General features: G+C 37.5%; 23 protein-coding genes. 17 read left to right on the forward strand and 6 right to left on the reverse strand.

What is annotated here, in order from left to right:
- Nucleotides 1-17: 17 nt before the first annotated feature.
- Nucleotides 18-2,192, reverse strand: coding sequence for an MMPL family transporter (locus tag ACIQAA_RS12640; protein WP_402619694.1), 2,175 nt, complete (start codon nt 2,190-2,192; stop codon nt 18-20).
- Nucleotides 2,193-2,460: 268 nt separating this feature from the next.
- On the opposite strand from ACIQAA_RS12640, the gene ACIQAA_RS12645 reads away from it, so the two are divergent.
- From ACIQAA_RS12645 to proC, 9 genes are all read left to right on the forward strand, one after another.
- Complete coding sequence (locus tag ACIQAA_RS12645; protein WP_402619696.1) at nt 2,461-3,405, forward strand: DNA-binding transcriptional repressor DeoR; 945 nt, start codon at nt 2,461-2,463, stop codon at nt 3,403-3,405.
- Between the two features lie 137 nt (nt 3,406-3,542).
- Nucleotides 3,543-4,217, forward strand: coding sequence for a deoxyribose-phosphate aldolase (gene deoC, locus ACIQAA_RS12650; RefSeq protein ID WP_402619699.1), 675 nt, complete (start codon nt 3,543-3,545; stop codon nt 4,215-4,217).
- Nucleotides 4,218-4,239: 22 nt separating this feature from the next.
- On the forward strand, nt 4,240-4,407 hold the full coding sequence (locus ACIQAA_RS12655) for a XapX domain-containing protein (RefSeq protein WP_283864051.1): 168 nt from the start codon (nt 4,240-4,242) through the stop codon (nt 4,405-4,407).
- Between the two features lie 28 nt (nt 4,408-4,435).
- Nucleotides 4,436-4,831, forward strand: coding sequence for a cytidine deaminase (locus tag ACIQAA_RS12660; RefSeq protein WP_402619701.1), 396 nt, complete (start codon nt 4,436-4,438; stop codon nt 4,829-4,831).
- Nucleotides 4,832-5,062: 231 nt separating this feature from the next.
- Nucleotides 5,063-5,488: a response regulator gene (locus tag ACIQAA_RS12665; RefSeq protein ID WP_402619704.1), complete on the forward strand. Its 426-nt coding sequence runs from the start codon at nt 5,063-5,065 to the stop codon at nt 5,486-5,488.
- The gene (locus tag ACIQAA_RS12670; protein ID WP_402619707.1) at nt 5,485-6,522 is read left to right on the forward strand and encodes a HEAT repeat domain-containing protein; all 1,038 of its coding nucleotides are present in this window, start codon (nt 5,485-5,487) and stop codon (nt 6,520-6,522) included. Before ACIQAA_RS12665 ends, ACIQAA_RS12670 begins: the two co-directional genes overlap by 4 nt.
- Nucleotides 6,523-6,525: 3 nt before the next feature.
- On the forward strand, nt 6,526-7,938 hold the full coding sequence (locus tag ACIQAA_RS12675; RefSeq protein ID WP_402619710.1) for a glycosyltransferase family 2 protein: 1,413 nt from the start codon (nt 6,526-6,528) through the stop codon (nt 7,936-7,938).
- Nucleotides 7,935-11,177, forward strand: coding sequence for a hypothetical protein (locus tag ACIQAA_RS12680; protein ID WP_402619712.1), 3,243 nt, complete (start codon nt 7,935-7,937; stop codon nt 11,175-11,177). Before ACIQAA_RS12675 ends, ACIQAA_RS12680 begins: the two co-directional genes overlap by 4 nt.
- 18 nt (nt 11,178-11,195) lie before the next feature.
- Nucleotides 11,196-11,999 (forward strand): pyrroline-5-carboxylate reductase, encoded by an 804-nt coding sequence (gene proC / locus ACIQAA_RS12685; protein ID WP_402619715.1) that lies wholly within the window; start codon nt 11,196-11,198, stop codon nt 11,997-11,999.
- Between the two features lie 51 nt (nt 12,000-12,050).
- Here the strand turns inward: proC and ACIQAA_RS12690 are convergent, their stop codons facing one another.
- Nucleotides 12,051-12,626 carry a YitT family protein gene (locus ACIQAA_RS12690; RefSeq protein WP_402619717.1) on the reverse strand — a complete coding sequence of 192 codons (576 nt, stop codon included), beginning with the start codon at nt 12,624-12,626 and terminating at the stop codon, nt 12,051-12,053.
- A 212-nt stretch (nt 12,627-12,838) separates the two neighbouring features.
- Here ACIQAA_RS12690 and ACIQAA_RS12695 point away from each other — a divergent pair, with 212 nt between their 5' ends.
- On the forward strand, nt 12,839-13,138 hold the full coding sequence (locus ACIQAA_RS12695) for a hypothetical protein (RefSeq protein ID WP_402619720.1): 300 nt from the start codon (nt 12,839-12,841) through the stop codon (nt 13,136-13,138).
- Between the two features lie 59 nt (nt 13,139-13,197).
- Here ACIQAA_RS12695 and ACIQAA_RS12700 read toward each other — a convergent pair whose 3' ends face one another.
- Nucleotides 13,198-14,190: an inorganic phosphate transporter gene (locus ACIQAA_RS12700; RefSeq protein ID WP_402619723.1), complete on the reverse strand. Its 993-nt coding sequence runs from the start codon at nt 14,188-14,190 to the stop codon at nt 13,198-13,200.
- A gap of 11 nt (nt 14,191-14,201) precedes the next feature.
- Complete coding sequence (locus ACIQAA_RS12705; protein WP_307196855.1) at nt 14,202-14,816, reverse strand: DUF47 domain-containing protein; 615 nt, start codon at nt 14,814-14,816, stop codon at nt 14,202-14,204.
- Nucleotides 14,817-15,136: 320 nt separating this feature from the next.
- Between ACIQAA_RS12705 and ACIQAA_RS12710 the strand changes: the two genes are divergently transcribed.
- A complete protein-coding gene (locus ACIQAA_RS12710) occupies nt 15,137-15,391 on the forward strand; it encodes a GlsB/YeaQ/YmgE family stress response membrane protein (RefSeq protein ID WP_402619726.1) in 255 nt (84 codons plus the stop codon).
- A 46-nt stretch (nt 15,392-15,437) separates the two neighbouring features.
- On the opposite strand, the gene ACIQAA_RS12715 is transcribed toward ACIQAA_RS12710, so the two are convergent.
- Nucleotides 15,438-16,355 (reverse strand): RluA family pseudouridine synthase, encoded by a 918-nt coding sequence (locus tag ACIQAA_RS12715; protein WP_402619729.1) that lies wholly within the window; start codon nt 16,353-16,355, stop codon nt 15,438-15,440.
- A gap of 135 nt (nt 16,356-16,490) precedes the next feature.
- Here ACIQAA_RS12715 and ACIQAA_RS12720 point away from each other — a divergent pair, with 135 nt between their 5' ends.
- From ACIQAA_RS12720 to ACIQAA_RS12730, 3 genes are all read left to right on the forward strand, one after another.
- Nucleotides 16,491-16,877: a YhcU family protein gene (locus tag ACIQAA_RS12720; RefSeq protein ID WP_402619732.1), complete on the forward strand. Its 387-nt coding sequence runs from the start codon at nt 16,491-16,493 to the stop codon at nt 16,875-16,877.
- 159 nt (nt 16,878-17,036) lie between these two features.
- Entirely contained in the window at nt 17,037-18,779 is a 1,743-nt protein-coding gene (locus ACIQAA_RS12725) for a phospho-sugar mutase (RefSeq protein WP_402619734.1), read from the forward strand.
- Nucleotides 18,780-18,825: 46 nt separating this feature from the next.
- A complete protein-coding gene (locus ACIQAA_RS12730; RefSeq protein WP_402619736.1) occupies nt 18,826-19,548 on the forward strand; it encodes an SDR family oxidoreductase in 723 nt (240 codons plus the stop codon).
- A gap of 102 nt (nt 19,549-19,650) precedes the next feature.
- On the opposite strand, the gene ACIQAA_RS12735 is transcribed toward ACIQAA_RS12730, so the two are convergent.
- Nucleotides 19,651-19,902: a YhdB family protein gene (locus tag ACIQAA_RS12735; RefSeq protein WP_402619739.1), complete on the reverse strand. Its 252-nt coding sequence runs from the start codon at nt 19,900-19,902 to the stop codon at nt 19,651-19,653.
- Between the two features lie 156 nt (nt 19,903-20,058).
- Between ACIQAA_RS12735 and ACIQAA_RS12740 the strand changes: the two genes are divergently transcribed.
- From ACIQAA_RS12740 to ACIQAA_RS12750, 3 genes are all read left to right on the forward strand, one after another.
- Nucleotides 20,059-21,045, forward strand: a complete 987-nt coding sequence (locus ACIQAA_RS12740) for a M14 family zinc carboxypeptidase (RefSeq protein ID WP_402619742.1) — start codon at nt 20,059-20,061, stop codon at nt 21,043-21,045.
- An 87-nt stretch (nt 21,046-21,132) separates the two neighbouring features.
- Nucleotides 21,133-22,542 carry a SpoVR family protein gene (locus tag ACIQAA_RS12745; protein WP_402619745.1) on the forward strand — a complete coding sequence of 470 codons (1,410 nt, stop codon included), beginning with the start codon at nt 21,133-21,135 and terminating at the stop codon, nt 22,540-22,542.
- Nucleotides 22,543-23,021: 479 nt separating this feature from the next.
- Complete coding sequence (locus tag ACIQAA_RS12750; protein ID WP_402619747.1) at nt 23,022-24,422, forward strand: amidohydrolase; 1,401 nt, start codon at nt 23,022-23,024, stop codon at nt 24,420-24,422.
- Nucleotides 24,423-24,873: the final 451 nt, after the last annotated feature.

The following is a 24,873-nucleotide window of genomic DNA, read 5'->3' on the forward strand; positions in this document are numbered from 1 at the left end:
AAAAGCCAGCCGAGAAATTAGGCCGGCTTCTTTTTGTGTTTTGTTAAACCTTTATTCTTAAATCCAAAGAACCACCAGTTCCAATCTCCAAATAATTTCATTAAAGCGGGAACAAGAACCATCCTGACAATGGTGGCGTCAATAAAAATGGCAATGGCAATTCCGACCCCTAACTGCTTGATCGGCATGACGCCTGTGAAGGCAAAAGCCCCTGTAACAACAATCATAATGGCAGCTGCGGATGTAATAATTTTACTAGTATACGTTAAGCCGGATATTGTTGCCTCTGTATTATCACCTGTTTTCAAATAAAACTCCTGAATTCTCGAAATCAAAAACACTTCGTAATCCATTGAAAGTCCAAAGACGAGGGTAAATACAAAAACCGGTAAAATGAGGGCAATATCTGCAGGCTCTGCTCCTAAATGCCCCTGCTGGAAAATCCAGACGACAATTCCGAACGTACAGCTTAGGCTTAATATATTCATTAAAATTGCCTTTAGTGGTATTAGGATTGAGCGGAAAGCCGCCATCAGAATAAAGAAGGTAGAGATGACAATTAATAACAATCCATAAGGCGCTTTTTCAAAAATCTCATCAAAGATTTCCTGCTCAAACTTAATCGCCCCTCCAAAATGGGCAGTCAAGCCCAAGTCCCTGCTGGACCAATCACGAATCCATTCCCTAGCCTCAGCGGAATGATCATTTGTATTTAAATATATTTCAATCAGCATATTATTGTCTCGAACAAAATAGTCCAGTATAGGCGCAGTCTGATCTTTTTGTCCAAACAGCAGCAGTTGAGATAACATTTCTTCATCTTGAATGCCTGTCGCAGAAAAAGGGGAATCAACGGCGTTAACCAGTTTATCCTTCGAAAGTTGATCAAGAAATCTGCTCACCTTCTTAAGATTACCTGTGTCTAAAATATTTCCTTTTGTTTCAAGCACAACTGATACTTTCTTTTCATTTCGCTTATCCTTAGGAATAAAATTCTCCTCGAAGGCTTCAAATGCTGCTCTTGATGGATATTTTGCCGGAAGTGATTCTGTCCCAGGGATTGACAGTGTCATCTGAGCAACAGGTACAAGACCAGCAAGGAGTATGGCTAGTGCTGCTGCAGCCATAATAACTGGGCGCCTCATTACAAACTTTGCAAATCTATGCCAAATGCTCGTTTTATTATCGGTTACCCGAAGGACGCTGAATTTGTTAATATTAGCTCCAAGAACAGCTAGTAAGGCAGGGAGAAAGGTTAAGGCACAGAAGGCAGAAATAAAAACAACTGCCATACCGCCGAGAGCAACATTCTGAAAAATATCAATCTGAATAAACCATAATGCCGATAAGCCAATAAAAACACAAAGTCCTGAAAAGATAATGGAACGTCCAGCGGTTGCGACGCTAATTTTAACTGCCTCCTCAATAGAGTTGGTTTGTAATTCCTCTTTGTAACGGTTTATTAATAATAAGGCAAAATCAATACTTAGAGCGAGTCCAATCATCGGGACAATATTTAAAATAAAGATGGTCAAATCAGTACCATAACTAAAAAAGAAAACAGTACCCATTGTCGTTAAAATCGATACAACCCCTATGACAATTGGAATGGAGGCAGCAATTAACCCTCCAAAGGCAAGGACCAAGACAATCAATGCAATCGGCAGCCCAATCATTTCAGCTTTCGCTAAATCCTCTTGGCTTGCGATATTAAGGTCTTGAACAATGATAGGTTCACCTGTCATCGTAACTTTTAATCCCTTTTTATTTTTTAGAATCTTGTTCAATTGGTCAATTTCATCACTTAAGTCTTCTGCACTTTTATCAAAGGATAAAAGCCCATATGCATAATCCTCTTTTATCATTCCATCTCGTTCATGAGGCGTGGTGATACTTTTAGCACCATCGAATTCTTTCAGATCCTCGAAGGTGGTTTGAATGAATTGATTCCAATCATCGTCACTCACGCTGCTTTCCCTTTGGAAAACAAGAATAATCGAAGATTTCGCCTGCCCAAAATCTTTTTCAAGCAGTTTTCTTGTTTCATTGTATTCGCCTTTATATTCAAAGCCGTTTCCGCTTAATACAGAAGGTAATTTTAAGGCGAAAACTACTGATATTCCGATTATCAGTATCCAAAGGGCGAGAACCCATTTTCGATAACGGTATATTATGCCTCCGAGTTTCTCCATTTTAAGACCCCCTTTAGGAAATTATTCCCTTACCTAGTATAGCAGAACTCATCAAGAGTATTGGATGACTATTTAGTGGCAAATGAAAAGGATAGATTAAATATGATAAGAATCATTCCCTCAATTAATAACGAAAATACAAACAATAAAGGAAGAGAGTAAGTGTAAACTAATGTTCACCTCGCATTTTACTTATGTAAAAAAGATATGGATTTAGCATCATAACTTGCTATAATAATAAAAAAGTCAGGATAGAAGGTGATGAACCGTGGACCAAGAAAAACTAGGTAAAGTAATCGAAGCGGCAAAATTATATTATTTATTGGATCATAATCAAAACGAAATTGCGAAGATAATGGGCATTTCACGCCCCACAGTGTCCCGTTTATTGCAGCAGGCAAAAGAAAAGGGAATCGTCCAAATAAATATCATGGACCCAACTCAAGACGTTGAAAATCTAGCCGGTCAGCTTGAAAAAAAGTTCAATTTAAAAAGAGCCATCGTTACGCATATCCCACAATTCGAAAATCACATTATCAAAAATTATCTTGGAGAAAAAGCAGCATTGTATCTTAATGAAATTGTAAAGGATCAGGACATTATAGGTGTCACATGGGGAACAACACTTTACCACATTGCAGTCGAGTTAAAACAGAAATTTGTCAAAGATGTCAAGGTTGTTCAGCTAAAAGGCGGTGTCAGTCACGCGGAAACCAATAATTACGCTTCAGAAATCCTGTATCTTTTTGGCAAGGCATACAACACAACACCTCTCAATCTTCCGTTGCCTGCCATTGTAGATCATGTTGTTGTAAAACAGGCAATGGAGGCAGACCGACATATTAAAAAAATTCTTGAATTAGGTAAAAAGGCTAATATCGCACTGTTTACCATCGGATCCATCAAGACGGATTCGTTGTTATTCCAAATGGGATATTTTACCGAAAGTGACCAAAAAGCTTTAAATGAAAAAGCAGTCGGGGATATTTGTTCACGTTTCTTTGATAAAAATGGTGAAGTATGTGATGAGAGCTTAAATGAACGAACATTGGGTGTTAAACTTGAGGACCTGCGAAAAAAGGAATATTCGATACTAGTTGCAGGTGGTCCTAATAAAATTGAGGGGATTTATGGCGCCTTAAAGGGTCGTTATGCCAATGTATTAATAACCGATCAATTCACCGCAAAATTTTTACTGGATAAAAACTCATAGGTTTTTATTAGATAAAACTTATGTGTTTACATTTGTTCAATTATGTATTTACAAATGTTCAATCTATTTGATATAGTTTTATTGGCAATAAAAATGAATTTAATTAATAGCTTTGTAAAACAGGGAGGATATAAACGATGACTCAGAATGTTACTAGAATGATTGATCATACATTATTAAAAGCAAATGCGACCAAGGCTGAAATCGTGAAGTTAGTTGAAGAGGCAAAGAAATATTCTTTCGCTTCTGTATGTGTCAATCCAACTTGGGTAAAAATATCAGCAGATATGCTTAAAGATACCCCAGAAGTAAAAGTATGTACCGTAATTGGTTTTCCTTTAGGAGCATCTACACCAGAAACGAAAGCATTCGAAACAAGAAATGCGATTGAAAATGGTGCAAATGAAATCGATATGGTGATCAACATCGGCGCACTTAAGGATAAACAAGATGATTTAGTCGAAAGAGATATTAAAGCCGTTGTTGAGGCAGCGAAAGGTAAAGCATTAACAAAGGTTATTATTGAGACATGTCTTTTAACAAATGAAGAAAAAGTAAGAGCATGTGAACTTTCCGTTAAGGCCGGAGCAGATTTTGTAAAAACCTCCACAGGGTTCTCAACAGGCGGGGCTACAGTTGAAGATATCCGTTTAATGCGAGAAACTGTTGGACCTGATATTGGTGTAAAAGCTTCTGGAGGCGTTCGCAGCCGTGAAGATGCACTTGCCATGATCGAAGCAGGTGCCACTCGAATCGGTGCCAGTTCAGGAGTGTCTATTAGTAAAGGTGAAATTTCTCAAAGCAATTATTAACTGACGATTTGAGGGACATGAAATGAAAGAAGTAGTATTAGCGTTGGTTGCAGGATTAATTGTAGGAATCATATTTAAATTTATGAGGCTGCCATTACCCGCACCTCCTGTATTTTCCGCAGTAGTAGGCGTCTTTGGTGTTTATTTTGGAGGCGTTATTGCCAGTTGGATGGTTAAATTTTTCCAATAAATAAAGTTGTCTGCGGAGTGTGAATAAGATGGACGAAAAAGGACTTCTAGAAGAAGCTAAAAAAGCGCGTGAGTATGCCTATGTACCGTATTCTAAATTTCAGGTTGGTGCTGCTCTTTTAGCAAAAGATGGGAAAGTATTTCATGGATGTAATATTGAAAATGCCTCATATGGAATGACGAACTGTGCAGAAAGAACTGCGTTATTTAAGGCATACTCTGATGGTGTTACTCAGTTTGATTCACTTGTAGTGGTGGCTGATACCGATGGGCCAATTTCTCCATGTGGTGCCTGCCGGCAGGTAATTTCTGAGCTTTGTGACGCTGAGATGGAGGTTATCCTTACCAATTTAAAGGGGGATATTCTTAGAATTACAGTAAAAGACCTTCTTCCAGGTGCATTTTCACCAGATGATTTAAAATAACAATTAGAGGCAGGATGAGAATCCTGCTTCTTTTTTTTACCTGCCACAACGCATTAATCGACAAAAAACTTCAATTTTCATCATTTTCAGAGTTAATTTTATTGTACCCCGTTATATTTAAGATTAGAATCTATATATCTTTTCATGCTTTTTATTGAAAAGGGCATAATTTAAAAGAATAACAAGCATGAAATTAAAATTTTGGAATGAAGACGAAAGAGGAAAATGAGAGTGGAAACTATTAGGCAGCAAAACAAACAGACACTGTTTATTTCAATTGTTGATAATGATGAAATGATTCAAACCATGCTGGTGAGAATCCTCAATCTTATGAATATTGAACAGTTTGAAATAGATATAAAAACTTATGAAGATGGTATTCAATTTTTTGAATCTAAGCGCTTAGAAGAGTCAGGTGAACATTTACTGATACTGGACGGTATTATGCCAGTTATGGATGGTATCGAGATTTTGCAAAAAGTAAAAAGTAACGACTTCAGCAAACAGGTTTATGTAATAATGCTTTCAGGCCGAAAAAGTCCAACCGAAATAGATAGAGCACTTAGGTTGGGTGCAGATGATTATGTGACGAAACCATTTAGTATCAAGGAGCTTCAGACAAGAGTACAACAAATTATTCAAAGGATGAAGCAATGACCAATCAAGAGATTATGTTTCTTTCTATCATTTCTCTAGCACTTATGTGTTTACTATTTTTATTATTGCTGTATTTGATGATTCGGAAGGTAAAAGATATCAAAAAAAGAAGAGAAATTGACCGCTTTAAAAATAAAATTAACACACAAATTTTTTCGATAATCGCTGATGGCCAATATTTTAGAGGAATAGGCTGCGAAACAGTAATCAAACAAAAGGCAATGGAAGAGCTGCTGAGCAGATATGTGAAAATCCTAGAAGGTGAGGAAGAGAAAAAAAGATTATCGGATTTGGCAGCTCATTGTTTACAGGGATACTATCGGAAACGTCTAAAAAGTATTAGATGGAGCCATCGTATGAATGCTCTTTATCATATCGAAGACTTTCATATGACCAATCTTTTAAACGAAGTCGTTCTTTTGAGTAAAAAGAAGAATATCTCACATCAAGAAACTATCCATGTACTGAGAATCCTAGCATCTTTTCAATTTAACGGTTTACTGGATTTGCTCCCAAATCACTATCACTATTTATCAGAGTATGAATATCGAGGTATATTAATGCGATTAAATCAAGATTTATTCGATCAGTTCGTATTAAGCTTTCACAAAAGTACTCCCCCGCTGCAATACGCCATTCTAGATGTTATTTCATTGAAAAAAGCAATAAAATATCGGGTGTTTACCGAAAATGTATTTTTAACCTATAAAGGTGAAGTGAAGTTGAGGGCTTTAAAGGCTCTAGCTGAAATAGGCTATGTAAGTAAAATAGACCCATGCCTACAATTGCTGTACTCTTCTAGCTGGCAAGAGAGGATGGTGGCGGCAAAACTGATAGGTTCTGTTAAGGAAGAAAAAGGAATTCCAAGATTAATTGAGCTGCTGCATGATCAGATTTGGTGGGTCCGTTCACAGGCTGGCCAATCTATTAGTCAGTTCCCAAATGGGAAGGAAATTTTGCAATCCGTTTTAGAAACATCTAAGGACGCTTTTGCAAGAGACATGGCTTGGGATTGGCTGCATAAAGGAGTTTAGAACATGCTAAATGTGAATTGGCTGGATATTGTATCAGTTTTTGGATGGTTTATTGCTGTATATATGGTAATTGTTATTGTTTTCTATTCTGTTATTTTAATGATTTCAATGTTTCAGCTTCGAAAAGAATATCAATTAGACAGAATACAGGCTTATGAGGATTATATGGATGAATTTTACACAAGACCTGTCTCGATCATTGTTCCTGCATATAACGAGGAAGCGGGGATTATTCAGAGTGTACGATCCCTTTTGAGTGTGAAATATCCCACCTTTGAAATTATAGTAATAAATGATGGTTCAACAGACAGTACATTGAAAAAAATGATTGACCAGTACGACATGAAAGAAATAAGCAGAGTTGTACGTAAACAAATTAATTCCAAACCGATTAAAGCTATATATCAATCCTCTATCCTTTCTAATCTTTTCTTAGTTGATAAGGAAAATGGAGGGAAGGCTGATGCATTGAATGTTGGCCTTAATTTTTCACATTATCCCTACTTTTGCTCCCTGGATGGTGATTCTGTATTAGAGCCAGATGCCTTTCTTAAGGTAATGAAGCCCATAATTGATTCAAATGAAGAGGTGATTGCCTCTGGCGGCAGTGTACGTATTGCAAATGGCTGTGAAATAAAGAATGGACATATTTTAAAAATAGGTCTTAGTGATAATCCATTAGTTATCATGCAGATTATTGAATATCTTCGCGCCTTTCTCATGGGGCGAATAGGTTTAAGCAGACATAATCTGCTGTTAATTATTTCAGGTGCTTTCGGGGTTTTTTCCAAGCATTGGACCATCGAGGCGGGAGGCTATAAAACAGATACCGTAGGGGAGGACATGGAGTTAGTTGTAAGGATTCACCGCTTATTAAAAGAAAAAAAGGTAAACAAAAAGATTGTCTATGTTCCCGATCCAGTGTGTTGGACTGAAGTCCCTGAAGATATGACCATCTTAAGAAGACAAAGACGGCGTTGGCATCGAGGACTGTTTGAAAGTTTATGGACGCATCGCGGGCTAACCTTTAACCCAAAATACGGTTCAATTGGGATTATTTCCTTCCCCTATTTTTGGGTTGTCGAATTATTGGGACCCATTATCGAGTTCCTCGGATATATATTTATGGTTCTCTGTCTGTTTTTAGGCGGTGTTTATATTGAATTTGCGATATTATTATTTCTCCTATCTTGCCTTTATGGGTCACTTTTTTCAATGGCAGCAGTGTTATTAGAAGAGTGGAGTTTAACAAAATACCCAAAAGTTACGGATATTGTAAAGCTTTTTCTGTACTCATTAACTGAAACCATCTGGTATCGGCCCATGACGGTCTTTTGGCGTTGTGAAGGGGTATGGCAAATGCTTGTTGGGGATAAAAGCTGGGGAGAAATGAAAAGAAAAGGTGTTTCAAAATGACAAAACAAATCTCCTTAATTGTTTATGCGATACTATTTATTATCATCCTATTAAGTCCTTTTTGGTTCTGGCTGTTACAGCCTTCTAAAGAATTAAATGTGCTGATCTATGATAAGACTGTTCCAGATCAAACATACAGGGAACACAAAGGACTCGTTTGGATATTGAATAATGCTAAATATGTAAAGGAAAATCAACAGCCTTATCAAATAAATGAGGATTATAAAGGATTTGTTCCAAAAGATGGACAACAATACTCCATCACATCTTTACCTGAGGATTTAAAAAACTATGATGTTTATTATTTAACGGATCAATATGGAGTGTACGAAGAAAATTTCATAGGTGAAAACGAAACTGGTGAGCGGTCTTCCATCATTTACGGAGGCTTAGAATCATCGGATGTAGATCGAATAGAACAAGCATTACTCGCCTCTAAAGGAAAAACATTGATTGCAGAATTTAATACATTTGCCAGTCCGACTCCAGTTATTGTCCGGGATAAAATAGCAAATCTCCTAAATCTTGAGTGGACGGGCTGGATTGGCAGGTATTTTCCGGACCTCAACAATAAAGAGGTACCTGAATGGGTAAGACAGCAATATGAAGAAAATGGCTTTAAATGGGATTTTAAGGGGAAAGGTTTTGTTTTTGTTAATAAAAATAATGAAATTGTGGTAGTAGATCAAAAGGATGTAACAGAAAGCGGCGCCCTATTTAATCTAACCAAACAGGGAGAGAACTTCTTTAATCGAGAACTGCAGGGGGAATACCAATATTGGTTTGATATTAATCGTGCAGGAAAGAAAGAAGAAATTCTAGCAGAATACACTCTGCCGATATCAGCTAAGAAGAAGGAAGAGTTACAAGGACTAGGAATCCCCGCTAACTTCCCTGCCATTATCCACCATCAAAATGCAAGATATAATTCTTATTATTTTGCAGGGGATTATGCCGATGAAGCAGAGGTTCCTGCCATTTATCAAACAAAAGGAATTGACTTTTGGAAGGAGCAGTTTGGGACACAAGATTCCTTCTACTGGGAAGTATATGTTCCTATGATGAAAGCTTTATTAGATAATGGTTTAAATAATACAGTCAAACAAGAGCATGTGGAAATAGTAGAGGTTAACAAGATCAAGACCAATAGTACTACTGGAGCTTCCTATATACAAGTTCAAAAGAATGGTGAGTGGAACGATTTCTTGATAAAAGGAGTCAATATGGGGATCGGGAAACCAGGCTATTTTCCAGGAGAGACAGCCATTTCGAAGGAAGAATATTTACGCTGGTTTAAAAAAATTGGTGAAATGAACGCGAATACGATTAGAATATATACGCTGCACCCTCCTCAGTTTTACGAAGCTTTCTATGAATATAATCTGACTGCAGAAAAACCGTTATTTCTATTTCATGGTTCCTGGGTGAATGAAGAAAAGCTGCTTCATAATCAAGATGCCTTCGCTGCTGAAAATGTCGAGGATGCTCAAACGGAAATCAAATATTTAATTGATATCATTCATGGGAAGGCAGAGCTGCCTGAACGGCCTGGACACGCCTCGGGTGTTTATAAATATGATATCTCAAAATATGTGCTTGGAATTATCGTGGGGACAGAGTGGGATCCATATATGGTTAATAACACAAACCTTAAACATAAAGATATTCAAGCATTTAATGGTGAATATTTCAAAACAACAGATGCTAGTGCATTTGAAATATGGTTAGCTCAATTGATGGAATATGCTGCTGCTTATGAAACAACACAATATAATTGGCAGCATACGATTAGTTTTACAAACTGGGTAACGACTGACCTGTTAGAGCATCCATCAGAGCCATTGGAAAATGAAGATTTAGTTTCGATAAATCCAAACCATATCTTATCCACTGACCAATTTTATGCCGGATTATTTGCTTCCTATCACATTTATCCATACTATCCTGATTTTCTAAATTACGAGGAAAAATATCTAGAATATGTGGATGCAGCAGGTGAAAAGAATAATTACGCGGGATATTTAAATGAATTGATCGATTCACATGAAATGCCTGTTCTAGTAGCCGAATTCGGTGTGCCATCTTCTAGGGGATTAACACACAAAAATGCCTTCGGAATGGACCAGGGGTTTCATTCTGAAGAAGAACAAGGAGAAATTAATAGCAAATTATTTCAATCCATCGTTTCTGAAGGGTACGCAGGCGGTTTAATTTTCACATGGCAGGATGAGTGGTTTAAACGGACGTGGAATACAATGGATTTCGATAATCCAGACCGGAGACCATACTGGAACAATCAGCAAACAAACGAACAGCATTTCGGACTGCTGTCTTTTGAACCAGGGGATAAGGATTCAGCGATTTTAGTAGATGGTAACAGACTTGATTGGAAAGAAACAAATAGTAAAACTATTTTTCAGTCGAAAGAAGAGAAGAAAGTAATCAATGAGGTTAAAATCTCATCTGATAGTGGATATCTTTACTTTCTTCTATCCTTAGCAGACTCCGTCAACTTTGAAAGCCAATCACTTTATTTACTCCTTGATACCATTGGTGAACAGGGACAGAACACTATACCTTTATCAAAAGATACTTTGCTACAAACGGATTTAGGTGTAGACTTCTTAATCAATCTTTCGGGTGAAAAAGGTTCAAGTATTATGGTAGACAGTTATTATGATACCTACTACTATCTATACGCACATATGCTGAATATGGTAAAGCGAGAATCATATGCAAATCAAAAAAATAATGGAGTATTCCATCCAATTCGGTTAGCACTTAATAAAGAATTGACAATCCCATCAACAAACTCCCTAGTACCGTTTGAGGGATATGAAACAGGTGTATTAAAGTTTGGCAATGCTAATCCACAACATGAACAGTTTAACTCGCTGACGGATGTTAGTATAAGCAAAAATAGAAAGACAATAGAAATAAGGATCCCTTGGCAGCTTGTAAACGTTAAGGATCCTAGTCTAAAAGAAGTGATGGGGGACATCTGGAAGGCTGGTTTATCCAAAAGTGAAACAATTGAAGGGATTCGGGCTGCAGTGGCAGCAACGGAACAAGGTAAACTCGTCCAAACGATACCGAGACAATCAAATAACGTACTTCATCAAAAAGATGTATTTCTGTATTCATGGAATGAGTGGGAACAGCCTTTATTTTATGAAAGGCTAAAAAAATCGTATGATATCATTAAGGAAATATATAGAAAAACAAAGCTAGAAAATTAAAAAGAAGGTGCAGCTTGTTTGGATAAAAAAATCGGCTTTATCGGTGCAGGAAAAATGGCTCAAGCGATGATAGAAGGAATCCTTAAATCAAAGATGATCCCAAAAGAAAACATAATCGCCAGCGCTAAAACAGAAGGCACCATTGAAAAAATAAAACTGAACTATCAAATACGAACGACCCATGATAATCAAGAAGCAGCTAGGTTTGCTGATATTTTAATCCTAGCTGTAAAACCTGATCAGCATTCAAACGTAATTCGTGAGATCAAAAATGATATACATCCTGAATGTACCATTATTACTATAGCGGCTGGAATTACATTGGATGATATCGAAAAGGAATTTGGTTTTAATGTAAAGGCTGTTAGGACAATGCCAAACACTCCTTCCTTGGTTGGTGAAGGGATGAGTGCTATTTATTCAAATGAGATGCTTAGTGAGGAAGAGGTATTGGAGGTTGAACGTCTCTTTCATACGTTTGGAAAAACAGAGAGGCTTGATGAAAGATTAATGGACGCTGTACCTGCGATAAGCGGTTCTTCTCCAGCCTATGTTTACATGTTGATAGAAGCCATGGCTGACGGGGGAGTCAAGCAGGGAATTCCTAGAGATAAATCCTATCGTTTGGCCGCACAGGCCGTTCTTGGAGCAGCTAAAATGGTACTAGAAACTGGCATACACCCAGGGGAACTAAAAGATAATGTGTGCACACCAGGCGGGGCGACGATTGAAGCTGTAGCTGAACTAGAAAAGAGACAATTTCGCGGTTCCGTATTGGCAGCGATGGAAAGCTGTACAGATAAGGTGAAGTCATTACATTAAGATTTAAACAAAGAGCCTGCGACTTTTGCCGCAGGTTCCGTTTTTTTTGCATTAATAGGGTTCAGGTTTTCTAATCACTGTCAGCGAAGTCATTAAACCTACAAAAATAATCGTTACTAGAGAATAAAAGAATTTTTCTATTCCAACGACCTGGATCCCGCTAGTAATGACAAGACCGTCAATCAGAAATATAATGATCCCAATATTAACAGATGTAAATTTAGTAATAATCTGGGCTAGTAAATCAGTCCCACCCGTGCTTGTATCATAACGGAGCATTAAACCAATACCAACTCCTACCAGCATACCTCCAATAATGGTACTAGGAAAAATACCAATCTGGATTTTTCCATTAATAAATGAAAGTAAGTCAATGCAAAAAGAAGAGATAATGAGTCCGTGCAGACTGTAGTAAAAATATCGCCTTTCAAAAAACCATGCCAGGATATAGAGAGGAAGACTTAACACAATCATGGTAAGCCCGGTTGGCCATCCGTAAAAATAATGAAAGATTAATCCTAACCCGATCACCCCGCCATCGAGCAGATGATAGGGAACGAGAAACCCGTTTACCCCAAGGCTTAATAGTAAGCTGCCAATCAGCATCGCGAAAATTTTTTGTTTCAATGAAAATCACCCCAAACTTGTCCCTACATAAAAAGTATGAAAATGAATTCCAATTAGAAGTGTTGAAACTAAAAAAAGGATATTAAACAAAGCGGTTCTGTTTTAAAGATGTTGTATGCTGACAGAGAATAAGGAGAATACTTAAATTATGATATAATAGGAATAGTTGGTTTTTTATTATAAGCTTTTTTGTGAAATACAGGAGGTATATGATGCTTCAAGAAGAATATGAATTATTGCTAGAAAGAACGGTTGAGGTTGCTCCGGATTGGCTCAAAAGTGACATACAAGATATTTTGAATAAAGAAGGAAAACATGCTGGAGTAAGCTATGTCATCTCCCAGCTTCACGACCGATATAGCTTTAGTTTCAGACACATTTTGTCGGCCATTAATTTTTCAGATGAATGGACAATGGTTTCAAGAGAACGGCTAAGTTTTATTGACAATAACATTGAAGTGATCGTCGCTTTGTTCAATGAAAATAAAGGCAAAACAGGTAAAGATTTATAAAAAATAAAAGAGCAATCCAATTTGTACGTGAATTGAATTGCTCTTTTAATTATTTTAATCTAAAAGAAAAGATTTAAGATAAAATACGAAATAGCTGCTATACCTGCTGAAATCGGAAGCGTAATAACCCAGGTGATCAACATTCTTTGAGCCGTATCCCATTTTACTCCTTTTAAGCGGTGTGAGGCGCCAACCCCAAGAATACCGGAAGAAATAACGTGTGTTGTACTAACGGGTACATGTAAGAAAGTAGCTCCGAAAATAACAGCTGCACCAGTCATATCCGCAGCTACCCCGTTAATCGGTCTGATTTTCATAATCTTACCGCCAACGGTTTTAATAATTTTCCAGCCTCCGACCGATGTACCTAATCCCATTGCCAGCGCACAGGAGAATTGTACCCAAAATGGAACCTCTGCATTCGCACCTAGGTAACCGTTGGCAATGAGAGCCATCGTGATAATCCCCATTGCTTTTTGGGCGTCATTCGTTCCATGTGAATAAGATTGTAATGCTGCAGTGGCTATTTGCATATAACGAAAATTTCGGTTCGTCTTCGCTAAATTTGCATTCTTAAACACCACTTTAAAAATACTGTACACAATGTAACCCACCGCAAAAGCTAAGATAGGTGAAAGAATAAGTGCTTGAAGGATCTTCAAAAAACCAGTGTAGTTGAGTGCACCAAAACCCGCAGAAGCTAAAGCTGCTCCGGCAATGGATCCAATGATTGCATGGGATGAACTGCTTGGGATTCCGTAATACCAAGTTAATAAGTTCCAAAAAATAGCAGCAATAAGAGCTGCAAGAATAACCACTGACCCATTTTCAAGCGTAAAAGGGTCAACTATATCCTTAGAAATGGATTTAGCAACACCCGTAAATGTCATCGCCCCTACAAAGTTCATAATCGCTGCTAAGAGTATAGCCTGCCTCGGTCTTAGTGCTTTTGTAGAAACTGAGGTTGCGATCGAGTTCGCCGTATCATGGAACCCATTAATAAAGTCAAATGCAAGGGCACCAATGACAACTAAAATAATTAAGATTTCCATTTGTTTGCTCCTTATGCATTCTTCATGATGATGGTTTCAAGTGTATTTGCAACCGACTGGCAGCTATCTGCAATATCCTCGAGATTTTCATAAATTTCCTTGTACTGAATAATTCTGATAGGATCTTTTTCTACTGTAAATAAATGCTTAATAGACTGACGAAGAATATTATCACATTTTGATTCATAATCCTTTGTTTTGATTGCATGTTCTCTCATTTGAGGAAGTTTCTTATTCGCTAACAATTCAATTGCTTTATCGATTTCGTGAACACTAGCTTTTATCGCGTCAACGAATTGAAGCATAAAATCATCTGCCTGGGTAATGGAATACATTTCAAACAATGCAGCTGTGGCTTCTAGGCCGTCTAAGACATCATCCATGCTGTTTGCTAGATGAAGAATATCTTCACGTTCAATAGGAGTGATAAATGCATCATTTAATTGTTTGATTACTTCATGAACAAAGGAATCTCCCTTGGTTTCAATTTCCTTCATCTTTTCTGAAAAGATTTTCAAATCACTTATATTTTTTAATTTATAATCAGCAAAGTAATTTGCGCCTTCCTTTAAGTTAGAAGAAATATTACTTAGTAGTGCGGAAAATTTATCAACCTTTTTTGCCATTTTTGAATCCTCCTAAATAGTATGTAAAAAGTTTTTACACTAACGGACAACATTTTACCGAAAATAGACAAAAAAATCATAAAAAGTTAACCTAATTTACAAAAACTTAACAAAAGAATTTTCAGAAAACTATTGTGGGAGCAGCTTTATTTATTTTTTAATGTCTCCCGATCAAAATAGTAATATGTATTGTATAGAGCCTGGTATCTTCCTTTGCATGAAAATCAATTAATTGGGTACTTTAATCGTACACGGAAGCAATATTAATTCGTAAACAAACCGTGTTATAAATTGAGAGATCATAAAAAGGAGTGTTCAGTATGAGTTTCATATGGGCATTAATTGTCGGTGGCGTTATTGGTTGGCTAGCTGGTCTCATTGTTGGTAGAGATGTTCCAGGTGGTATTATTGGTAATATAATTGCTGGGTTTGTTGGTGCATGGCTTGGTACTTTACTATTAGGTGATTGGGGACCAAATGTAGCAGATTTTGCGATTATTCCTGCGATAATTGGATCTGTTGCCTTGGTTTTCCTATTATCCCTAGTAATGAGGGCATTTAGAAGAGCAAAATAATAAAAAGCATGAGAGGCCTCCTATATAGGGGGCCTCTTGAATTGACTTAGATACTATAAATATCAATACCTTTGAAGATAGGAGGCTGATCAATAAACGGGGCAAAACAAATAACGTTTTCACCTGTAATAGGGTGTGTGAACTCTAATTTTGCTGCGTGTAATGCCTGCCTCTTGAAAAGCGGTTTCCCGCCATATAATGTATCGCCCAATAAAGGATGTCCTATATGGCTAAAATGAACACGTATTTGGTGCGTTCTCCCGGTTTCAAGCCAGCATTTGACATAAGAATGACCTTTTTCCTCTTTAATAAATTGAAAATGTGTAATAGCGGCTTGTCCAGAGGGAGAAACACGTCTTCTTGTTGCGTGGTGCCGGTCGCGTCCGATTGGCTCCCTTATTGTACCTTTCTTCTTTTTTATATGTCCGTCGATGATTGCAAGATAGGTTCTTTTTATTTCATGTTTTTCAAGCATTCTGTCTAAGATGGCACCAGATAATGCGTGTTTTGCAAACAGGATCGCACCTGTCGTATCCTTGTCTAGACGGTGTACATGACGCACCGACACTTTTTCACCGTTTGATTGTACATGAAATTGTGCCGCATGTAACAGTGTACTTTTATCACTTTCATTATTCGGATGTGTACTCATAAAAGGTGGTTTATTAAAAACAATCACATGGTCGTCTTCGTATAGGACCTGTATATCATAGAAACAGTTAAGTAAGATGGGAGGTTCCGCTTCCTCAAATAGTTTAATTAGGACCTTATCCCCGTTTTTTAGAGGATTATTCCAATTTGCTTTATCACCATTAACTAAAACGTTATGTTCCATCCGGATTTGATGGGTTAGCTTCTTAGGAACCTCCCATTCCTTACGAAAGATATCCTCAATGGTTTTTCCTTCCCAATATTTTGGTGTAATCATTTCCATCCAATTGCCTTTACGCGTCGTTTTTAGCATTTTTTCTCCTTTTATCTTGAGATTTCTCCAGTATATACCGTGGTTATAATTACCACCGAACATTCATCCACAAATATGCTATTCTTATGTATATATATTACGATAGATTATGGCTATCACAAAGGTGGGTTACAAGTGAAAATTGTTTTTGCCTCGACACCGGGTCAGGAAGAAGAAATTTGTGAACTTGTGAGGTATATCTATTCAACTGTTTTTCCACTCTTTTTTACGGATAAGGAAATAAGTGAGTTTGAACAATTAAAAGTATTGCATACTCCAGATGACTTTAATACATTAAAGGATGCCTTTCAAGTTATGGCAAGTATGCAAACAGTGATTTCAATACTTGAGTCTCCAACTCTCGATGATCAATATGCAGCATTATTTAATAAAAATGTTACTAACCTACAAGAATTTGGTCTTTTCTTTCCGTTTGAGTTTGAACAATTTGTTGAAGCAAAAAATATGAAAAACAGTGTATTTAGTATTTATACCAAAGCAGCAAATGAACTCCTGGTTTAATATCTAGGGAAATGCCTCGTTAGCAGAGGCATTTTTTTTTATACAAAATTACTAATTACCCTAGGAAATAACAGAGATACAATATAAAATAAAAAGCAGGTGTAAGTTTATTGGGAAATTCAAACAATATGAAAATGAAACAACTGGGAGGATTTAGTCATGGATTGGAAAGAAAATGCAAGTAGATGGGTAGAATATTCTAATTTGAATGAAGAGTTGAGGCAGCAGCTTGAAGTAATTAAGAACGATGAAAAACAACTTGAGGAAGTTTTTTATAAAAATCTTGAGTTTGGTACTGGCGGAATGCGTGGAGAGATTGGCGTTGGAACTAATCGAATGAACCTATATACGGTACGCAAGGCTTCTGCTGGATTAGCAGCATACATAGAAGAACAAGGGCTTGAAGCAAAACAAAAAGGTGTAGTAATTGCATATGATTCACGACATAAGTCTCCAGAGTTTTGTATGGAGGCAGCAAGAACACTTGCAACGAAAGGAATTAAAACATACGTATTTGATGAACTAAGACCAACGCCAGAGTTATCATTTGCCTTAAGGTATTTGAACGCCTTTTCTGGAATTGTGATTACAGCTAGCCATAACCCGCCAGAATACAATGGCTACAAAGTCTATGGTTCGGATGGCGGTCAGCTGCCTCCAGATGCAGCGGACGAGGTAATTGCAAGGGTAAACGAAATTGAAAATGAATTGTTAATAGAGGTAGATACTGAAGAAAATCTCAGAGCCCTTGGGTTAATTAACACCATTGGTGCAGAAATTGACCAAGCTTATATAGAAAAATTAAAAACGATTTCTGAAAATCCATCGATTTCAAATGAAACAGATGTAAAAATTGTGTTTACACCTTTACATGGCACAGCGAATAAACCAGTTAGACAAGCATTGGCTGCGTTGGGCTATACAAACGTAACGGTTGTGAAGGAACAAGAATTACCAGATCCGGAATTTTCAACTGTAAAAAGTCCAAATCCAGAGGAACATGCTGCATTTGAACTAGCCATTAGGGATGGTAAAAAAGTGGGTGCTGATCTGTTAATCGCAACAGATCCGGATGCTGACCGATTAGGAATTGCTGTTCTTAACCCTGAAGGTGAGTATGTTGTATTAACTGGGAACCAAACGGGAGCACTTTTGTTAGATTACATTCTTTCACAAAAGCAAAGTAAAGGAACGCTTCCTTCAAATGGAGTAGTGCTAAAAACGATTGTTACATCAGAAATTGGCAGAAAAATCGCCCAAGACTACAAATTAGAAACAATTGATGTTCTTACTGGCTTTAAATTTATTGCTGAAAAGATTAATGAGTATGAGTTCACTGGAGAGCATACTTTCTTATTTGGGTATGAAGAAAGCTATGGCTATTTAATTGGGGATTTTGCCCGTGATAAGGATGCGGTTCAAGCGGCACTTTTAGCCGTAGAAGTGTGCGCCTATTATAAAAAACAGGGTATGTCACTTTATGAAGGTTTAATGCAAGTATTTGAAAAGTATGGTTATTATCAGGAAGGTCTTAGATCGCTAACCTTAAAGGGTAAAGAAGGTGCGGAACAAATTCAGCGCATTTTAGCTTCTTTCCGGTCCGAACCAATTAAGCAGCTAGGTGACTTAACCCTTTCCATGTCGGAAGATTACCTGACAGGTATTCGACAAACTTCAAATGGTGATGAAAAAATCGATTTACCAAAATCGAATGTATTAAAATATACCTTCACAGACGGCTCATGGGTTTGCTTAAGACCGTCTGGCACTGAACCAAAAGTAAAATTCTATTTTGGTGTAAATAGTACAAGCTTAGAGGAAAGCAGAAGTAAGTTACTTGAGATTGAAAAGAATTTTATGGGACTAGTGGATGAAAAAGTCAAAATGGTAACGGAGAACTAAAATTTCATCATGACATCTAGAGTTAACATGAAGGGAAGTTAAAAGTATGCTAAAGGACCAAATTGCTATTGTAACCGGTGCTTCAAGAGGAATCGGCAAAGAAATTGCGCTTAAACTTGCTGAACAGGGAATGAAATTGGCAATAATCGGCAGTTCTGCGCAAATATCTGAAACGGCAGATGAGCTAAAGCGAAAAGGATTTTCACATATCCTTCCAATTCAAGCTGATGTTTCAAAAGAAGAAGACTTACAGCAAGTGGTTAAAAAAACCATTGAAGAATATGGTCACGTAGACATGTTGGTCAATAATGCAGGCATAGGATTCTTTAAATTAACAGAGGAAGTTACACTTGAAGAATGGAAAAAGGTTTTTGAAGTGAATGTACAAGGTGTGTTCCTGGCTACAAAAGCAGTTCTTCCACATATGAAAGAGCGGAGATCAGGTACGATTATTACTATTGCTTCTGATGTTGCCAGGTATAGTATTCCTAACGGTTCAGCCTACACAGCTACAAAATATGCTGTACAAGGTTTTTCTGGGTCTGTAGCACAAGAAGTACGTGAATATGGTATCCGGGTGGGCACGATTAATCCAGGAATGGTCGACACGTATTTTGCTGAGTCGAAGCAAGGACTGCCAGAAAAACAGGATTGGCTTAAAGTTGAAGATATAGCAAATGCGGTCGTGTATATGGCTTCAGCACCTAAGTATATGATTATTGATGAGATCGTCCTTCATCCCCTTGTACAACAATATCCAATTGCATAATAGATGAACGATTAAAACGGCTTCCCCGAAGGAAGCCGTTTTTTTGGTGGAATTCTTTGGTCCGGTTTGGTAAATATTTCTCAACAGTATCCACTTGTTATTTCAGGAAAGACTATACATCGGTAACGCATTATCAGGTTCAACGGTTTCGTTAGCATGGTCGATATAACGAAGCAGTGAATATAACTTGTTTTCAATAACTGAATAGTCACGTTCAAAGTGATAGGCATGCAGGAATTGCTCTATCCGCTTTGATAAAAATTGGTCTTTCGTTCGTACCATGAGTATCAGCAAATTATCCCATTCAGATCGATGTGTATAATACAAAGCTCGATCATAATCCATTTTATTCATTTGTATTGTCTCCTCCTTACTAGGAGTTGAGTTTATTTTATGACATTTTGCAGATAACTTTCACAGAAAATGTTGGACAAACCGATATAACGGTGTTTTCAACTTTTACCTGTATAACAAGTAAGGTATTGGATTTGTTTTTGATAAGGAGGTCGTATGAAGAAATTATTGCTAATTTTGATATTTTTATTTTTACAATTTGAAACGGCTCCAATGGCAAAGGTTGTCGAGACGGCCTGTCCTTATTCGTACGATATGCTGAAACAGGATATTTCAAAAATCAATCATACCTATAAGAAAGTGGAAGTAAAAGGTATTGGAAAGACCCATTTTGGAAGAACGATCTATGGGATTAAACTTGGAGAAGGAAAGCGAAGTATCGTTCTTATAGGGGCACATCATGGGCGTGAATGGATGACCAGCATGCTTTTAATGAAGAAGCTGGAAGGGTACACTAAAGCATATCAAAATCAAACTGATTTTGGAACCTTTTCAACCAAGATTTTAAACGATGTTTCCATTTGGTTTATCCCAATGCTCAATCCAGACGGGGTTACGATTCAGCAAAATACTCTGGACAAATTCCCGTATGTTCACCGAAAACATCTGTTATCCATGAATGAAGGGGTAGACAATTTTGAAAGGTGGAAAGCAAACGGGCTGGGGGTGGATTTGAACAGGCAATATCCTGCTGGATGGAAGGAGTTAAATCATCAGCCTGATTCCCCTTCTTATCAATTTTATAAAGGCAGGAGACCCCTAGAAGCTAAAGAAGTAAAGGTATTAACACAATTCATTCGCGAAATTAATCCTGTGATTGCTGTTGCCTACCATTCCTCCGGCGAAGAGGTTTTTTGGAATTATCATAATGGTAAACATCTTCATCGTGATAAACAGATAGCTAAAAAAGTGTCAAAATTGACCGGATATAAGCTTGCTAAGCCGCCAAAACAGGCAACGGGAGGAGGGTTTACTGATTGGTTTATCACCCACTATCGCCGCCCTGCTATGACAATTGAAATCAGCCCGCTTGTTGGAGAAACATCCCCGCCGCTGTCGGTCTTTGAGACGGAATGGGAAAGAAATAAATATGTGGGACTGACTCTGGCAGAAGAAGCAAAGCAATTGAACAAGCGAAAATAAGAGATAGACTTGTTGTTTTTTACATCTTGTTTCATCATTCCCAGATTTTCTTCATACATTGTGGTAAGAGGAAAAGGGGGAATGGCGATGAATGGGGACGATCGCAAAGCTCTTGAATATGCAATTAGTGAAATTACCGAAATTGCACGAGGCTTTGGTTTAGATTTTTATCCAATGCGATATGAAATTTGCCCAGCAGAAATCATTTACACATTTGGTGCCTATGGAATGCCTACCAGATTTTCACACTGGAGTTTTGGGAAGCAGTTTCATAAGATGAAGCTTCATTATGATTTAGGTCTAAGTAAAATATATGAACTTGTTATCAATTCAAATCCTTGTTATGCCTTCTTATTGGATTCCAATTCGCTCATCCAAAACAAATTAATCGTCGCTCACGTACTTGCTCATTGTGATTTCTTTAAGAATAATGTCCGTTTCCAAAATACCAAGCGGGATATGGTTGAAAGCATGGCCGCAACAGCAGAGAGAATTCGCCGTTACGAAATTCAATTTGGTAAAAAGGAAGTTGAGACTTTTCTGGATGCCGTCCTGGCAATAGATGAACATATTGACCCTTCACTAATGAGACCTAAACTTGCCTGGTCACTTGAAGATGATATCGAAGAAGAAATCCAACAAACAGCCACTCCATACGATGATTTATGGAAGTTAGACGATAAAGACAAAAAGCAGCCGGTTCAGCCTAGAAAAAAACAATTTCCGCCTAGACCTGAAAAGGATTTATTATTGTTTATTGAAACATATAGCAGAGAGCTGACAGATTGGCAGCGGGATATATTAACGATGATGCGTGAAGAAATGCTTTATTTCTGGCCTCAGCTTGAAACGAAGATCATGAATGAAGGCTGGGCTTCCTATTGGCACCAACGAATTATTAGAGAGATGGATTTAACTAGTGGTGAAGCCATTGAGTTTGCAAAATTAAATGCCGGTGTCGTGCAGCCATCAAAAACAGGTATCAATCCATACTACCTAGGAATTAAAATATTTGAGGATATTGAGGAGCGATATAATAATCCAACAGAAGATATGATTCGAAGAGGGGTTACACCTGGTTCTGGGCGGGAAAAGATGTTTGAAGTCCGCGAAGTTGAATCAGACATTTCGTTTTTACGTAATTATTTAAATAAAGACCTTGTTATGAGAGAAGATATGTATCTTTTTCAGAAACAGGGAAGGGATTACAAAATAGTTGATAAACAATGGGAACATGTACGTGACCAGTTGGTTAATATGCGTGTTAATGGGGGATTCCCATACATTACTGTCAATGATGGGGACTATTTGAAGAACGGTGAACTGTATTTAAAGCATTGGTATGAAGGTGTAGAACTAGATGTGAAATATCTTGAAAAAGTATTACCATATATCCAACAATTATGGGGAAGACCTGTTCACATTGAAACGATGATTGAAGATCGAAGAATGTTGTTTTCTTTTGATGGAAAAGGCGTTCATCGAAAATATTTGTAAATTCAAGTTAAGTATAGCTAAAGGGAAAAAGGTTAAATTCTAACCTATTTCCCTTTTCTTATTTTATCATGTAGGTATTTTTACCTAATCCTATTTTTCCCGCCCTTTCTGTTTTTTAAGCGCTTAATTTGGGACTCTATATGACAAATTCAGGAGGGAAATTATAGAAGTCATTGGATATAATAACCAAAAAAAATTCAGAACAGTTAGTTATTTTATACAAAAATTTGTTAAAACTTTAAGAATAAACGAGCCTATGGTATGTATGGCAGCTTCTCTATTAATAATTAATTTTTAGATACTTCAAACTGTATTGATGCATCTCATTCACAAACTATAGTACGGAATGTCTAGGAAGAAAAATATTTTTTTTGATTCAAAAATATCATGTAAATATTGGTAAATATACCTAGAATGAATTTCTGTAAGGGTTGTCAATTGCTTTTTATCATAAATGATTTCATGAGGAGGAATTTTAGTTGGTAAAGGGAAATGAAGGATTTTCACGCAGAAAGTTTCTTAGTAATGCAGGAAAAATCGGAGGCGCCTCAGCAGTTCTTGGCGTCACAGGCACGATGGATTTATTTTTACCAGAAGAGACCGTCGCGAATGCGGAGGCTAGAGTAAATACCAAAAAACCACGGGAAAATAGCCACTATATGCTACTGAATGTATGTTTAGAAAGTGGTTATAAGTACGTAAATGGTCTGATTGTTGCGACGGAAACTGTATTACGAAACCTCCAAATTACCAATGGCAAGATTAACAGGATACTAGATACTAAAGCTACATACAATAAAAATTTAGATTGTTATGATGCCAAAGGTATGCTATTACTTCCTTCCTTTAGAGATATGCATATTCATTTGGATAAGACTTATTATGGCGGTCCTTGGAGGGCTGCCCATATGAGAAAAAATGGTATTTTTGATATGATTGCCCTAGAGGAGAAACTGTTGCCGGAGCTGCTGCCAACCGCTCAGGAGCGTGCAGAGAAATTAATTGAGCTAATACTAAGTTACGGTTCAACGTACGTTCGAAGCCATTGTAACATCGATCAGGTCGTGGGGTTAAAAAATCTTGAGAACCTGAAAAAAGCATTAGCGAATTACTCAGATAAAATTTCACATGAAATCGTTGCATTTCCTCAACATGGATTGCTTCGTTCAAATGTAGAAGGACTCATCCGGGAAGCGATGCAGCTTGGTGTTACCCATGTTGGCGGGCTAGATCCAACCTTGGTTGACGGGAATATGGAAAAATCGTTGAATGCGATGGTCCAAATTGCGTTCGACCATAAAGCTGGAATCGATATTCATCTCCATGAAGGCGGAGAAACTGGAATCAAAGCAATTAAACTATTGGCAGATTTAACCGAACAAGCTGGTCTGCAGGGAAAAGTGACAGTCAGCCATGCATTCTCCCTAGCATCGTTATCGACTGGAGCTGATGAGGAAATGGCTAACCGCCTCGCCTCTCTAGGAATATCGATTGCGTCATCTGTTCCAATTGGAACGGGTGTTATGCCGATTCCACTGCTTCAGAAGAAAGGGGTTAACGTTCTGCTGGGTAATGACAGCATTACAGATCATTGGGATCCATTCGGAATTGGAGATACATTGCAGAAAGCTCATCTTGCTGCACAGCTTTATGGTTGGAAACACGAACACACCCTGTCCCGTGCCCTTTCACTGGCTACTGGAGGTATTACACCTTTAGATAAGTCCGGTAAGCAAATATGGCCGAAGGTAGGAGACGCAGCAAATGTAGTCCTAGTTCCAGCAAGCTGTTCTGCAGAAACAGTTGCCCGTCTGCCTAAGCGTGCTGCCGTTCTGCATAAAGGCGTTCTAGCTTCAGGCTCTCTCGATGCTGTCAATTAAACCAAATGTCGTAAAATCATATATAATTTCAACCTATAAGCAAAAGTAACCAAATAATTTAAGAGGAGATGTAGGAGAATTCTTACATCTTCTTTTTTATGGAAGTGAAGCTATGAAATCAAAACATGGCTTATTAGCACCTGGTGCCATCCTTTAGACATAATTTAAACACAATCCATTGTACGATTTGCACAATTGAATGCATGGCTTTTTGGATTCGTTAAACGATGACGGTGTTATGCATTATATCTAAAATAAACATGTAAGCATTTTAGTTTGTTATCTAAAATTGTACAGCGCTGCCGTAGACTAAGATGTGTTTTGTAAGGGTAGTGCATACTAATTTAAATCCAAACCTGTACTAATTTTATGATAATGCTTACAAACTTTCTTTTTCAAAAGGAGGTTCGATCTGCTCAAAAGTTAATTTGACTGCAGGATTCTAGATTTA

The organism is Neobacillus sp. NPDC093182, assembly GCF_044754045.1.

Excerpts from the sequence above, each read along its gene's own strand:
- ACIQAA_RS12730 (WP_402619736.1), top strand. The coding sequence starts at position 18,826 with ATGCTAAAGGACCAAATTGCTATTGTAACCGGTGCTTCAAGAGGAATC.
- ACIQAA_RS12670 (WP_402619707.1), top strand. The coding sequence starts at position 5,485 with ATGACCAATCAAGAGATTATGTTTCTTTCTATCATTTCTCTAGCACTT.
- ACIQAA_RS12740 (WP_402619742.1), top strand. The coding sequence starts at position 20,059 with ATGAAGAAATTATTGCTAATTTTGATATTTTTATTTTTACAATTTGAA.
- ACIQAA_RS12695 (WP_402619720.1), top strand. The coding sequence starts at position 12,839 with ATGCTTCAAGAAGAATATGAATTATTGCTAGAAAGAACGGTTGAGGTT.
- ACIQAA_RS12675 (WP_402619710.1), top strand. The coding sequence starts at position 6,526 with ATGCTAAATGTGAATTGGCTGGATATTGTATCAGTTTTTGGATGGTTT.
- ACIQAA_RS12745 (WP_402619745.1), top strand. The coding sequence starts at position 21,133 with ATGAATGGGGACGATCGCAAAGCTCTTGAATATGCAATTAGTGAAATT.
- ACIQAA_RS12710 (WP_402619726.1), top strand. The coding sequence starts at position 15,137 with ATGAGTTTCATATGGGCATTAATTGTCGGTGGCGTTATTGGTTGGCTA.
- ACIQAA_RS12655 (WP_283864051.1), top strand. The coding sequence starts at position 4,240 with ATGAAAGAAGTAGTATTAGCGTTGGTTGCAGGATTAATTGTAGGAATC.
- ACIQAA_RS12735 (WP_402619739.1), bottom strand. The coding sequence starts at position 19,902 with ATGAATAAAATGGATTATGATCGAGCTTTGTATTATACACATCGATCT.
- ACIQAA_RS12660 (WP_402619701.1), top strand. The coding sequence starts at position 4,436 with ATGGACGAAAAAGGACTTCTAGAAGAAGCTAAAAAAGCGCGTGAGTAT.
- deoC (WP_402619699.1), top strand. The coding sequence starts at position 3,543 with ATGACTCAGAATGTTACTAGAATGATTGATCATACATTATTAAAAGCA.
- ACIQAA_RS12725 (WP_402619734.1), top strand. The coding sequence starts at position 17,037 with ATGGATTGGAAAGAAAATGCAAGTAGATGGGTAGAATATTCTAATTTG.
- ACIQAA_RS12640 (WP_402619694.1), bottom strand. The coding sequence starts at position 2,192 with ATGGAGAAACTCGGAGGCATAATATACCGTTATCGAAAATGGGTTCTC.
- ACIQAA_RS12715 (WP_402619729.1), bottom strand. The coding sequence starts at position 16,355 with ATGCTAAAAACGACGCGTAAAGGCAATTGGATGGAAATGATTACACCA.
- ACIQAA_RS12680 (WP_402619712.1), top strand. The coding sequence starts at position 7,935 with ATGACAAAACAAATCTCCTTAATTGTTTATGCGATACTATTTATTATC.
- ACIQAA_RS12705 (WP_307196855.1), bottom strand. The coding sequence starts at position 14,816 with ATGGCAAAAAAGGTTGATAAATTTTCCGCACTACTAAGTAATATTTCT.
- ACIQAA_RS12700 (WP_402619723.1), bottom strand. The coding sequence starts at position 14,190 with ATGGAAATCTTAATTATTTTAGTTGTCATTGGTGCCCTTGCATTTGAC.